Source organism: Deinococcota bacterium, assembly GCA_030858465.1.
Taxonomy (GTDB): domain Bacteria; phylum Deinococcota; class Deinococci; order Deinococcales; family Trueperaceae; genus JALZLY01.
This window is the reverse complement of record JALZLY010000158.1, coordinates 20,154-32,895: the sequence shown is the minus strand read 5'-3', so window position 1 is coordinate 32,895 and position 12,742 is coordinate 20,154. Positions and strand designations below refer to the sequence as shown.

10 protein-coding genes are annotated in these 12,742 nt (G+C 68.7%); 1 reads left to right on the top strand and 9 read right to left on the bottom strand.

Annotated features, from left to right (window positions below; genetic code table 11):
• Positions 1–4 precede the first annotated feature (4 nt).
• The 9 genes from M3498_07790 to M3498_07750 all read right to left on the bottom strand — a co-directional run bounded on the left by M3498_07790 (position 5) and on the right by M3498_07750 (position 11,378).
• Positions 5–2,332, bottom strand: coding sequence for a glycosyltransferase (locus M3498_07790; GenBank protein ID MDQ3459183.1), 2,328 nt, complete (start codon positions 2,330–2,332; stop codon positions 5–7).
• A 121-nt stretch (positions 2,333–2,453) separates the two neighbouring features.
• Positions 2,454–2,696 carry a chaperone modulator CbpM gene (locus M3498_07785; GenBank protein ID MDQ3459182.1) on the bottom strand — a complete coding sequence of 81 codons (243 nt, stop codon included), beginning with the start codon at positions 2,694–2,696 and terminating at the stop codon, positions 2,454–2,456.
• The gene (locus M3498_07780) at positions 2,696–3,070 is read right to left on the bottom strand and encodes a hypothetical protein (GenBank protein ID MDQ3459181.1); all 375 of its coding nucleotides are present in this window, start codon (positions 3,068–3,070) and stop codon (positions 2,696–2,698) included. Before M3498_07780 ends, M3498_07785 begins: the two co-directional genes overlap by 1 nt.
• 77 nt (positions 3,071–3,147) lie before the next feature.
• Positions 3,148–3,999: an NAD-dependent protein deacetylase gene (locus M3498_07775; GenBank protein ID MDQ3459180.1), complete on the bottom strand. Its 852-nt coding sequence runs from the start codon at positions 3,997–3,999 to the stop codon at positions 3,148–3,150.
• Positions 4,000–4,253: 254 nt separating this feature from the next.
• Complete coding sequence (locus M3498_07770) at positions 4,254–5,222, bottom strand: Gfo/Idh/MocA family oxidoreductase (protein ID MDQ3459179.1); 969 nt, start codon at positions 5,220–5,222, stop codon at positions 4,254–4,256.
• Complete coding sequence (locus M3498_07765; GenBank protein ID MDQ3459178.1) at positions 5,219–6,013, bottom strand: UDP-3-O-acyl-N-acetylglucosamine deacetylase; 795 nt, start codon at positions 6,011–6,013, stop codon at positions 5,219–5,221. Before M3498_07765 ends, M3498_07770 begins: the two co-directional genes overlap by 4 nt.
• Positions 5,995–6,993 carry a UDP-3-O-(3-hydroxymyristoyl)glucosamine N-acyltransferase gene (gene lpxD, locus M3498_07760; protein ID MDQ3459177.1) on the bottom strand — a complete coding sequence of 333 codons (999 nt, stop codon included), beginning with the start codon at positions 6,991–6,993 and terminating at the stop codon, positions 5,995–5,997. Before lpxD ends, M3498_07765 begins: the two co-directional genes overlap by 19 nt.
• A complete protein-coding gene (locus tag M3498_07755) occupies positions 6,993–8,783 on the bottom strand; it encodes a hypothetical protein (GenBank protein ID MDQ3459176.1) in 1,791 nt (596 codons plus the stop codon). Before M3498_07755 ends, lpxD begins: the two co-directional genes overlap by 1 nt.
• Positions 8,784–8,981: 198 nt before the next feature.
• Positions 8,982–11,378, bottom strand: a complete 2,397-nt coding sequence (locus tag M3498_07750; GenBank protein ID MDQ3459175.1) for a GDSL-type esterase/lipase family protein — start codon at positions 11,376–11,378, stop codon at positions 8,982–8,984.
• Between the two features lie 494 nt (positions 11,379–11,872).
• On the opposite strand from M3498_07750, the gene M3498_07745 reads away from it, so the two are divergent.
• Positions 11,873–12,709, top strand: coding sequence for a metallophosphoesterase (locus M3498_07745; GenBank protein ID MDQ3459174.1), 837 nt, complete (start codon positions 11,873–11,875; stop codon positions 12,707–12,709).
• Positions 12,710–12,742 lie beyond the last annotated feature (33 nt).

The window sequence follows — 12,742 nt, the reverse complement described above, 5'->3', positions numbered from 1 at the left end:
TACCTCAAGCCGCGTCGGGCCGCTCCCCGACGGCCGGGGAGGCTTCCGGCAGGGCATCCGACAGGGCGTCGATCACGTGTTCGGCCATGCGCAACTCGGCGAGCGAGAGCAGGAACGACAGGCTGGCCTCGGCGCCCTGGTTCTGGTTGACGCGGTCCGGATGGAGGCCGTCGCGGCAGCCGCCAGTCAACGGATCGTAGAGAGGCAAGCCGAGGTCGTTGCGCCCTAAGAACCAGTCGAAGGCACGCCTGGCCTCGTCCAGCCAAACCCTCTCGTTCGTCGCCCGGTAGGCCTCGAGGCAGGCCGAAACCGTCGCATGCGCCTCTACCGGCTGCTGATCGAAGCGCGCCCGCACCTCGCCGCGCGGGTAGAAGCCGTTGGAGCCGACCGGCACGAAGTGCCCGGCCTCGTCGCGCTGCACCGCCACGAGCCAGCGGAGCGTCTCGAGGCCTAGCGCCAGCATCTCCTTGTCACCGAGCTGCCTCCCGGCGAGGATCAGGGCGTGAGGCAGCTTGGCATTGCTGTAGGCCAGGATGTCTTCGAACCAGCGCCAGTCCTCGCCGGCGCAGCGGCGGTAGGCAGTCAGCAGGTGCCCCGCCAGCATCTCGCAGGCGTGCTTGGCGGCGCTGTCACCGGGAAAGGCGCGGAGGTACCCGTGCATCCCGAGCAGCGCGAAGGCCCAAGCCCGCGGGCTCGTCACCTTCAGGACAGCCGGCAGCGCCCGGTCGAAGAGCGTGGCGGCGAGGCCGCGGAGCCCATCGTCGGCGAGGCGGCCGAGCACCGTCCCCAGGCCCCACAGGGCGCGCCCGTGGCTGTCGTCCGAACCGACGAGCTCGAGCCAGCGGCGCTCGAAGTTCATCACGTTGCGAAAGCGGCCGGACGCGGGCTCGAAGGCGTGGTTGAGAAATGCCAGATAGCGCGTCGCCAGGTCATAGGCCTCCCGGGCGTCGTCCGGGCCGAGCGACCAGGCGTAGACGCTCAGCACCAGCGCCCGCGCGTTGTCGTCGGTGGTGTAGCCCTCGGCGTAGTTGGGCACCGCGAACTTGGCGTGTTGCAACAGGCCGGTGCCGTCGGTCATGCGGTGCAGGTGATCGAGCTTCAAGAGGGGCAGCTCGCCCGCGCGCTCGCCCAGGGTCTTCGTCGCCGAAACGCGCCGGGGCGCCGCTGCCCGCGCCTCCTTCGCCCTCACGAAGCTCTCCAGGTAGCGCCGCGCCACCTGAGACCAGATCATCTCCCGACCCGCCAGATAGGCGCGCTTGCGCATGGCGTGACGCTCCGTCTCGTTGTCCAGGAGCTCGAGCACCGCCGCCGCGATCGCTGGCGCGTCGCGGAAGGGCACCAGCCGCCCGCGACCGTCCGCGAGAAACTCTTCGGCGTACCAGTAGGGTGTCGAGATCACGGCCTTGCCCGCCCCGGCCGCGTAGGCAAGCGTCCCGGAGACGATCTGCTCCCGATTGAGATAGGGGGTGATGTAGAGATCCGCGGCGGCGATGAATTCCAGCAGCTCCGCCTCGCTCACGAAGCGGTTGTAGAAGCTCACGTGCGCCTCGACCCCGAGCGCTGCGGCCAGGCGCTGCAGGCCGAGCCGGTACAGCTCGCCTTCCGCGCGCTTGACGTGGGGGTGGGTCGCGCCCAAGACGAGGTAGATCAGGTTGGGGTAACGCTCGGTGATCCGCGGCAGCGCCTTGATCACCTCCTCGATCCCCTTGGCGGCCGAGAGCAGGCCGAAGGTGAGGAGCACCAGCTTTCCTTCGACGCCGAACTGGTCTTTGTAGAAGCTGGGGTCGATGAAAGGCATGTCCGGAATGCCGTGCGGGATCAGGTCGATCTTGTCCGCAGCAAAGCCGTAGACCGTCTCCAGATACTGCCGGCCGCGCTCGCTCATCACCACCAGCCGGTCGGAGAGCGCGCCGAGCTCGAGCATCACCCGGTGCTGGCTCGGGTTCGGCCTGTCCAAGACCGTGTGCAGCGTGGTCACGATCGGCGTTCGCAACTCGCGCAGCAGGGCCAGCACGTGGCTCCCGGCGGAACCGCCGAAGATGCCGTACTCGTGTTGCAAACAGACCAGATCGACATTGTTGATGTTGAGGAAGTCGGCGGCCGAGCGGTATGACGCCAGCTCGTTCTGCTGGACCTCGAAGCGGACGGGCTCGGGATAGGCGTAGCCCGCCTCGCTGTCGTTCATCGGCAGGGCCATGAGCTGCAGCTGGGGAAAGGCGCCGGCGACCGCCTCGCAGAGATGGGTGGTAAAGGTGGCGATCCCGCACTGGCGCGGCAGATAGTTGCCGATGAAGGCTAGGGTTTTGAGTGTTGCTGCGTCGCGTTCCGCCACTTTGCTCCACCGCTCCTTCGTCCGCCCCGGCGCCAACCCTCCGGTCTGCGCTCCGCTACGCCACTATCTTAAACCAGCCCGTGCAGCTTTCCAAGGGTGCTGTCCGGAACTGTGGATGCTGTTAGGCTCCGAAGCGCTCCAGAACCTCGACCACCAGCGCTGCCCCGACCAGGTTCGCGCCCAACTCGCGGCGGATGCGTTCGGCGCGACACAGCCGCTCAGCGTCGCGCAGGCTGAAGTAGAGCTCCTCCCCGAGGCACTCGGCCTCGACGAAGCCGATCTCGATATAGGCTGCCACCGCGCCGCGCGCGAGCCCCTCGCGCTCGAGCGTGGCCAGGCTACAGCGTCCCGTTCGCACCAGCATCAGCGCAGCACCCCTTCCTCAAGCTTGGCGAGCTCCCGATAGAGCCTTTCCTCTTCCGGGCTGGGGCTCTCCGGCACCGTGATCCTCAGTTCCGCGTAGGCGTCGCCCCGGCCGCCGCCCCGCTTGGGCCAGCCCTTGCCTCTCAGCCTGAGCCGCCTGCCGGTGCGGCTCCTGGGCGGCACGGTGAGCTCGACCGCACCGTCCAAGCTAGGCACCCGCACCGTACCGCCCACCACCGCCGTGGGAGCGAGAACGTCCACGGTCATATGGACATCGTCGCCGTCCAGCCGGAAGACCGGATGCTCGGCGAGGCGCACCCTCAAGTAGAGGTCGCCGGGCGGGCTGCCGGGGCTGCCCTTGCCCGCGAGGCGGATGCGGCTGCCGCTCTGGACCCCCGCTGGGATGGTGACGGTGAGGACCTCGCCGCCGATGTTCAGGGTCTCCTCGTTTCTCAGAGTTCCTCCGCGAGCTGGGGCAACACCTCGCCGAGCCAGCCGCTCACCCGGAGCGAGGCGTCGGCGTCGCCCCGGGTCGGCCCCTGGTTGACGATGGCGATGGGTTTTTGCTGCTTGGCAGCCCTCACCACGAAGCGGTAGCCCGAAAATACGGTCAGCGACGAGCCGACGACCAGCAGCACCTCGGCGCGCCCCAACATGCCGTAGGCCCGCTCGACGCGCGCCTTGGGCACGTTCTCGCCGAAGAACACCACGTCGGGCTTGAGCGCGCCCCCGCAGCGCCGGCACGCCGGCACCCTGAAGCCGTCGATGAGCGCTTGCGGGAGCTCCGCGTCGCCGTCCGGCGCCATTGCTACCTGCGCTGCGTGAAAACGGGGGTTCAGCTCCTGCATCCGCCCTTGCAGCGTCCGCCGCGACTCCGGCGTGCCGCACCGCAGGCAGCGAACCAGCGCCAGGCTGCCGTGCAGCTCGAGCACGCTGCGGCTGCCGGCGGCCTGGTGCAGGCCGTCGACGTTCTGGGTGATTAGCCCGCTGATGGCGCCGCCCTGCTCGAGCCGGGCGAGCGCGCGGTGGCCGCCGTTGGGTTTGGCCTGGTGAATGCGAAGCCAGCCGACCAGGCTGCGCGCCCAGTAGCGCCGCCTGGCCTCCTCGCTGCCGACGAACTGCCCGTAGAGCATGGGTCTGTGCGGCCTTTGTAGGCTTTTGGGCCCGCGGTAGTCGGGGATGCCCGAGTCGGTGCTGATGCCCGCGCCGCTCAAGACCAGGACGCGGCGGCCGCGCAGGATGTGGCCAAGCGCGTCGAGGTCGTGGGTGAGGTCGTGGGTGGGGGCCGGTAACGCTGGGCTCACCTCACCAGCCTAGGCTCGAGTCCGGCGCGGGTCAAGGAGCCAGCTCGCTATCGTGCGCCGCGAAGGACAGCGGCGAAGGACAGCGAGGCCTCGAGCTGAATCCAAACCCGACCTACCGGCTCAAGGTTTTAGGCCGCCTTGTTGTGGACGGGCTTGCGGGCGATGATGAGCCTGGCCGTGATGCCGGTGTGCCTGGTGCTTGTTCGCGTGGTCTCGTCCATTACGGCAGGGGCGGTTGTTCCTGCCGTAGCTCTCTAATAACTCAGCTCGACCCGGCACTTGGCCTTGAGCTGCGCGATCAGCCGGGTGGCTAGTTGCAAGGAGCGCAGGTCGTCCTCCAAGGTGCCGATGGGCGCCTCCGCGCCGCGGATGCGCGCGGTGAAGTGCTCGAGCTCGGTTCTGAGCGGGTTGTCCTCGCGCACCTCGATGCGGTCGACCTGGACGTGGTTGCTGCCGGTCCCGTCGGCGACGGGCCGGTAGACGGCGATCTCGGCGTAGGGGTCCTTGCCGAAGTCGAGCCGGATGGTCTGCTTGGCCTCGGCGACCACCAGGGAGCGCTCGGCGTTGGGCGCCACCCGGCTGGCCAGCAGCCGGGCGATGCAGCCGTTGGCGAAGACGATCTGCGCGGCGGCCACGTCTTCAAAGAGGCTGCCGTTCAAGATCTGCCCGGCCACCGTGACCTCCTGGATGTCGCTCTGCACCAGGCTCAAGAGGATGTCGATGTCGTGGATCATCAGGTCCAAAATCGCGCCGACGTCCTTGATGCGGGCGTGGGGCGTGAGCCGCCGCGCCTCGATCAGGTAGGGCTCGCGGATGCGCTCGCGCAGGAGCTGCACCGAGCGGTAGAAGCGGGTGATGTGGCCGACTTGCAAGACGAGGCCGCGCCGGCGGCTCATGTGGGCGAGCTTTTGCGCCTGCATCACCTCGGTGGCGACGGGCTTCTCGACGAGGACGTGAACGCCCGCCTCCAAAAAGCGTTTGGTCAGCTCGTAGTGGCAGGAGGTGGGGGCGGCGATGCTGACGGCGTCGGGCCTGAAGCTCTCCAACATGGCACAGGCATGGCAGAAGGAGCGAACCGCATAGGTCGTCTCGGCCTCGAGGCAGCGCAAGGGGTCGGGATCGACGACCGCGACGAGGTCGGTGTGGGGCAGAGCAGCGTAGACGTTGGCGTGGTATTTGCCCATCACGCCGAAGCCGACAACGGCGACCTTGAGACGTTTCAAAGGTGCGCTCCGTTCACCAGCCCGCAGGCTATCATGTCGCGCATGGTCTGACTGTGGACCCGGTGCGATCCCCTGCTGATGCGCAAGGCGGCCTGAAGCGGCCTGCCCAGCAAGAAAAAGTCACCAAGCGCGTCCAAGGCCTTATGACGGACAGGCTCGTCAGCAAATCGTAAGGGCGCAAGGGGTGCCTCTTCAGCGAAGACGGCTACATTGCTCAAGCCGGCGGCGCCGGCCAGGCCTCGAGCCCGGAGCGACTCGAGCTCGCTCAGAAAGCCGAAGGTGCGCGCTCCGGCCAGTGCGGTGAAGCCCTCCGGACCGCCGCACCAGCGTTGTTCGCCGATGGCGGGGTGGTCGAAGGCGATGTGGCAGCAGAGCCGCCGCGCGCCGGGCGTCACGCTCACGCGAGAGCTGCCGTAGGCGCGCCGCCAGGGGCGGGCGACCTGGAGCGGCGGCGGCGGCGGCGGCGGGCTGCCCAAGAGGTCCAAGGCCGCCAACCATTCCTGCGCCGAGCCGTCCAAGATGGGCAGTTCGGCCGCGCTCAGCTCGATCACCAAGCCCCGCCACCAGCCGCGGATGTGCAGCGCCGCGAGCAGGTGCTCGACGAGTGCCACCTTGACCCCCTCCGCGCCGAGGACGGTGCAGCGGTGAGTGTCGGTAACGTGGTCCAGGCGCGCGATCACGGTCTTGCCCTCTAAAAAAAACCGCACCCCGCCTTCGGCGGGATGCAAGCGAACGTGGCTCATAAGGCCGCTGTGAAGCGCCCTGCCGCTGATTATGACTTCGTTCGCCACTCTTCCTTCAGCATATCCCAGATTTCGCCCAAGCGGCCGAGGAGGTAGAGTTGCCGCACCCACTTGCGCTGCGGCTGAGCGGGAAAGCCCGCCCAGGTCTCGCCGGGCGGCACGCTCTTGGTCACGCCGCTGCGGCCCGCCAAGCGGGCGCTCCGGCCGATGCGGACGTGGTCGGTGACGCTGACGCCGCCGCCCAGGACGACGCCGTCCTCCAAGACCGAGCTGCCGGCGACGCCCGAGTGGCCGGCGATGAGGCAGTCCGCACCGATCTGGACGTTGTGAGCGATCTGCACCAGGTTGTCGATCTTGGTGCGCGGCCCGATGCGCGTGCTCCCCAGGGTGCCGCGGTCGATGCAGCTGTTCGCGCCGATCTCGACGTCATCGCCGATCTCGACGCCGCCCAGGTGGTGGATCTTGACGGCGCCCTCCGGGCCGCGCACGAAGCCGAAGCCGTCCGCGCCGACGACCGCACCGCTGTGGACGAGCACGCGCTCGCCCAGCCTGACGCCGTCACAAATGGTGACGCCCGCGTGCAGCCGCGTTGCCGCGCCGACGACCACGCCCGCGCCCAAAAAACAGCCCGCGCCGATCTCGGCACCGTTGCCGACGACCACGCCCTCTTCCAGCACAGCCTGTGCGCCCACCGCCACGTCCTCGCCCAGGCGGGCCGAGGGATGAACCGAGGCCGAGCCATGAATGCCTGCCGGCGTTCTCGGCCTCGAGTCGAAGAGCGCGCTCAAGCGGGCGAGAGCCAGGCGGGGGTCGCTGACGCGGATCAGGCTGGCGGGAGGCCCGGGAAGCTCGAGGTCTTCCGCCACCACCAGCGCGGCCGAGCGCTCGAGTCCGTCCAGCGCGGCCGAGCGCTCGAGCACCACGATGCAAGCCTCGCTGGGCTGCCGCGGGCCGGCCAGACCGCGTGCCTCGCCGTCCTCACCCTCGAGCCGGCCGCCCAGCCGCTCGGCGATCTCGCTCAGGCGCATTATCGGCCTCCGCGGCTTCCGCGCGGGCTGTCGGGCAGGGGCGCGGGGGGCGGCGGGAGCTCGGGCTCGGGCGCTTGGGGCGGCAGCGGGAGCCTCTCCTCCTCGGCCGGCTCGGGCGCGGGCTGGGGTTCGGCCTCCTCGTCCGCGCCCAGGACATGGACGGTCAGGCTCTCATAGCCCTCCACTAAAAAGGGCAGCCGGACCCGCGCCAGTTGCCGGTAGTCGCCGTTCACAAAAGCCTCCGCTACGAGCTCGCTGGCCTGCACGCGCCCCTCCAGCGCCGCTATGAGCTCGCCAAAGGTGAGCGGCGCGTTCTCGCCCCCCGCGGCCTCCTCGGGGCTGGCCTCGAGGCCGCCGCGAAAGGTGATCTCGAGGGGACCCGCTGCCTCCTCGGGAATGGGCACGCGCACCGTCTCGAGGCGAGCCTCGCCGCGGAAGGGTTGGAGGCGCACGTGAGCGAGCAGGGTGTCGCCGGGTCTCAGGGTGTCGTTCTCGGCGACCGCGCGGACGACGCTTGCGACGCGCCTCTCGCGGTCATAGCGGACCGTGAGCTTGATGCTCTTGACCCCGGGTGCTGCAAAGACGTTGTCGGCCAGAACCTCCAGCGGCGCCGCCGCCAAGAGGGCCGCGCTGGCGGCGATGTCGCTGCTGTCCGCGGTCTGCTCGAGCAGGCGCAGCGTCCGCCCGCCCGCCAAGGCGATCTCCCAGGCGAGTTCGGCGGTGCCGTCGCCCAGTTGCTCGAGGGCCTCGTCGATGGTCTGGAGGCTGGCCGCAAAGACGAGCGGCGCGTAGAAGCGCTCGTCGCTGGTGACCTCGAACTGCTTCTCGCTGCTGCCCTCGGGACCGTCAAAGACCAGGCTCACCGGGATGAAGACCGGCGTTCTGCCGAGCACGCCGCTGACGCCGTGTGGCCTGTCCTGGTTGATCACGCCCAGGAGGCGGCGGCCGCTGTTGGCGAGCTTAAAGGGCAGGCTCGAGCTGGGCACGATGTGGGAGATGTAGGCGGGGGAGAGCGCGAAACTCACCGCGCCGCGCTCGACCAGCGGGTGCCCAAAGGCCCAGACCCGCGCGTCGTCCACCCGGGTGACGGTACCGACGGCCGCCAAGCTGACGTCGCCGCGCACGAGCTGCACCGACACGGCGCTGCCGGGCTCCACGTGATAATCCTCGTCGCCCTGCGCGCTCATGCGCCCGGCCTGGAGCGGCAGGATGTCGCCCCTGAAGAGGCCGCCCTCAAAGAGTCTTTGGAGCTCCTCGGCCGCTCGCGCGCTCAGGCCCGTCACCAAGACGGGTGTGCGCACGGCGGCGGCGGGTCCTAAGCTCTCGCCCTCGTACACGACCTCGCGCATGACCTCGCGCATGACCTCCTGCGAGCCTGGTTGGGGCAGCGCGGCGCTCGGATCGGTCGCCACGATGATCTCGGCGGGGGTGACCAGGGCCAGGCGGTGGTCGCTCTGCGGAAAGGCGTAAGCGAGCGCGCCCAGGAGGCGCCCCGCTATGTAGATGGGGCTGCCGCTCATGCCCGCCGCTACCCCGCCGGCGCGCTCGATAAAGTCGCCGCCCGTGCGGATCAGGATCAGCGGAAAGCCCGGGCCCATGTCGTCTTGAACGGCCAAGATCTCGACCGAAAAGCGCTCGAGCACGTTACCCGGCCCGGCGGTGAGGCCATGTCCTTGCTGGCCCGGGGCGACTTCGGCCAGGGGAAAGATAGCCTCGGCCTGCGCGAGCGCGGAGGTACCGAGGCCGAAGAGGAGAGCAAGCAGGACTCGAGCCGCGAATGAAGGTTCCATCGCTCCATTAGAACAGATGTTTTTGAGAGCGAGCTAAATGTTCTCGCGGTTTCGGAGCGGACCGTCGTCCAAGACCTTAGCAGGAGGCGACGAGCAGGGGGCGGGAGGAAGCCGCCAATTCCTCTTTGCAAACAACTCTAACCCGTGCCCACACTGCTCACGACCTCCCGCGCGCCGCGACACCACCGCTGCAGCCCTTCACTCGGCGGGCGTAGCCAGGTAGGTCTGCGCGGAGAAGTTGTGGCCGCCCGAATAGACGACCTTGCCACCGACGACGCCTGCCACCCCCGCCCGGCGCTCGGCGGGCAGCGGGCTCAGCGCTCTCCACTCGTCTTTGGCCGGGTCGTAGGCCAGCACCTCGGCGACCGGCTTATCATGACTGCGCTCGCCGCCTGCCACTACGATGCGCCCGTCCAACACGAAGGTCGAGGCGGAGGTGTGCGACAGAGGCGCGGGCAGGGGCGCCAGCTCCGTCCAGAGGTCGCTGGTAGGATCGTAGACATGGACCGAGCGCTGCATCGACGCCTTCTCCTCGTAGCTATGCTGACCACCGACCGCGTAGATCTTGCCGTTCAGGACCGTCGCGCCCATGTGGCTGCGCGGGTTGGGCAGAGGCGCCGCCGCCGTCCAGGCCGTGGGATCGTCCAGCGATAACACCCAGTGGTCGCCCTTGTCCACTCTAGCCGTGTCCGTGCCCCCAAAAAAATGCAGGTTGCGGCCCAAGCGCACGAAGCCACCCGAGCCGCGAGGCTGGGGCAGGGGCGGCAGGTCGTCGTGCCAGCGGTCGCCGCCCACGTCGTAGCTGTAGACGGTGGTCGTGGCCACTTCGGCCAGGGTGCAGTTGGGCTCGTTCAGGTAGCTGCCGGCAAGGTAGATGGTGCGCCCGTCGACCGCCGTGCCGCCGTGGCTCCACGGCTCGGGCATGGCGGCGAGCCTGGTCCAGGTGTCGTCGGCGGGGTCGTAGACTCTCGCCTCGGTGGTGGTGCAAAAGGGAAACCAGGAGGTGTAGCCGCCAAACACGTAGAGCCGGCCGTCCACCACCGCTCCCTGCGCCTCCGTCACTCCGCGCGGTGAGGCTTTCCTCTCGGTCCAGGCGAGGCTGTTGAACGCTCTCGCCGGCGCGCTGATGCTGGCGCGAATCGCCGCGGTCAAGGCGCCAGCCAAGAGACGGTGCCCCGTCTCGTCGGGGTGGGTGCCGTCGTGGCTATGGCTGGCGAGAATCGCCTCGCCCTCGCTGCCGAGGTCGATCAGATAGGCCTTGGCGTCGGCGCTGGTCTGATAGCCCTCAAAGCCCCCGGTGATGGCCGCGCGCTTGGTGCCGGCGAAGGGCACCATCACCAAGAGCGCCGCCTCGGGCGCCATGCTCCGCAGCCTGTCCAGCGTGGCCTTGACCTCGCCCGCGATCACGCGGTCGCTCTCCTTGAGGTCGTTGCGGCCGTGAGCGATCAGGATGTAGTCCGGCTGCGGCAGGAGTGACAGGTCCGACTGCGCCAGGTAATGGCTGGAGGCGACCGAAAAGGCGGGCACGTTGCCGATGCCCCCCGCGCGGTAGCCCTGACCGCCAAAGGCGACGATGGACACTTCGGCGTCCAGGTCGGCGGCCGTTCCCTGAATATAGGTCAGGGTGGCGTCGTGGGTCTCGTCGTCGCCGATGAGGCGCCCTTCGGTGATGGAGTCGCCGAAGACGAGCAGCCGCTTGGGCCGCAGGGGAGCGGGGCTCAGCCGCGCGCCGCTCGCGAGCTCGAAGCCGCCTATGCGCAGCGCGTTCTTGGGCGTGAACCAGCGGTCCACCCTGTCCCTGACGTTGACGAAGTGCAGCTCGAGGCTGTGGTCGCCGCCGCTGAGTCCGCTCGCCAGCGTGACCTGGGTCTGCCCGGCGCCAAGGCTGTGATCCGAGGCCACCCCGTCGATCACCGCGCGCAGGCTGGGGTAGTTGCCGGCCGCCTCGCCCGCAAGCTGCGACACGTCCACGTTGAGCTTGAGGGAAGCTCCCGAAAAGCCCGCCTTGAGGTAGGCGCCGGGCGTATTCGACTCCGCGAAGCCGCCGCCGTCACGCCAGTTGTAGGGGCTGTAGAAGACGGCGGGGTCGTCGAAGGGAAAGGTCACCCCATGAGGCTGCGGCTCGGGCGCCCGGGCAGGGTCGCTGACGCGAAAGGCGATGCTCAAGGCAGTGCCCAGGGTGCCTACCGTGTCGGGGCGGGTATAGGGTGTGGCCGTCAGGCGGTAGTCTCCCACCGCGGGCGTCCAGGGCTGGCGGTCTCCCACACGTTCGCCTGCCACACGTTCGCCTGCCAGCAGATAGGGCGCCACGTTCGCCGTCTTGTAGGCGCCGTTGAGCCCGAAGCGCACGCTGCCGACCGTCTGCGGGTCGGTGTTGGCGCGGATGGTCAGCTTCCTCGTCGGCAGGGCTGCCAAGTCGAGCACGGCAGCGTCCTTCAGCGGGTCGTAACCGGCAAGCGGCTGGCCGGTCTCGGCGTCGATGAGGCTGAAGCTCACCACCCGGCTGGCCAAGCCGGCAAGCTCGTCCTCGTCTACAGGAGGCGCGTTGCGGTTACAAGCCGCCAGCAGGACGAGCAGGCAGAGCAGCGTCAGCAAGCCAGCTGTAACCCTCGGCCTGCGCGGTGCCCCCGTACTGAAAGCAGCCTTCACCCGGGCGACCCTCCCCTTAGCCATAAAGCGCTCCTCCTTGTTGCTCACAAAGCTCCTTCCTGTCGCTCATAAAGTTCCTGTCGCTCACAAAGTTGCTTTCAAATCCCTTTGCGCTCTTACGGAGGCCATAAAGCACCGCCTCGAGCGTGCTCGTCGGGATGTGGCCGTTCACACACGAAGCTCAGGCTAGCAAGGCCTTTTCGGATGGGGCGTGACAGCTCTCACGCCGGCCACCCGAACCAATCCTGGAGGCGCAGAGAGGCGGTAATAAGGGACGGTAATGGGGACGGTAAAAGGCGCCGGGAACGCGCCGCGCCTCCCTCGAGCTAAGCGGAGGTCGCGGGCCGCGTTGCCAGAGCGGCAGCCCGCCCTGGCGCAAAGCCGGTGAGAGCGCAGGGCCGCCGACGTTCCAAAGCGAAAAGGCGTTGTAGACTTGCGCCGTGAAGGATAGTAGGCACAACTCGAGGCTGTCGCGGCGACGGTTTCTCGGCGGCGCGGCGCTCGGCGCCGCCGGCCTGGTCGGCGGCGCTACGGTCCTCAATACCTACCACTTCGAGATCAGCCGTCACCGCCTCGCCATGCCGGGGCTCAAGCGGCCGCTCCGGGTGGTTCAGCTCAGCGACCTTCACTACGGGCCCTTCATCAAAGAGGGCTCGCTCGAGGCCTGGGTGGCGGCCACCATGGCCGAGTCGCCCGACCTCATCGTCATCACCGGCGACTTCGTCGATACCGCCCTCGAGGACGGTCTGGCGCCTCTGGGGCGCGCCCTCGCTGAGCTCCACGCACCGCTAGGGGTGTGGGGCGTCTGGGGCAACCACGACTACGGCCGCTTCCCCGGTACGAACCTAGAAATCCTCGAAACGCGGGTGCGGCAAGCGGGTGTGAGGGTGCTCGTCAACGAAGGCGCTGAAGTGCGCGACGACCTCTATCTGGCGGGCATCGACGACGCCAGGAAGCGTATCAGGCAAGTTCTTAGAGACCGGCCCAGCGACCGCGCCTGCCTGATGCTCCTTCATAACCCCATCGTCTTTTTCGAGTACGACGTTTCGGTAGCGGCAGACCTGACCCTGTGCGGCCACACCCACGGCGGCCAGGTCAAACTTCCCGTCCTTGGGCCGCTGCTCCTCCCGGAGGGCTACGGCTGGCGTTTCGTCGACGGTTGGTTCGAGACCCCGAACCCCACCTATATCTCGCGCGGCCTGGGGGTCAGCGTCTTGCCGGTCCGCTTCAACTGCCCGGCGGAACTGGCGGTCTTCGACCTCGAGCCGCAGCTCTAAAGGCTGGCTCCAGGCAACGGGGCAGGACCAACG

Excerpts from the sequence above, each read along its gene's own strand:
- lpxD (MDQ3459177.1), bottom strand. The coding sequence starts at position 6,993 with ATGCGCCTGAGCGAGATCGCCGAGCGGCTGGGCGGCCGGCTCGAGGGT.
- M3498_07785 (MDQ3459182.1), bottom strand. The coding sequence starts at position 2,696 with ATGCTGGTGCGAACGGGACGCTGTAGCCTGGCCACGCTCGAGCGCGAG.
- M3498_07755 (MDQ3459176.1), bottom strand. The coding sequence starts at position 8,783 with ATGGAACCTTCATTCGCGGCTCGAGTCCTGCTTGCTCTCCTCTTCGGC.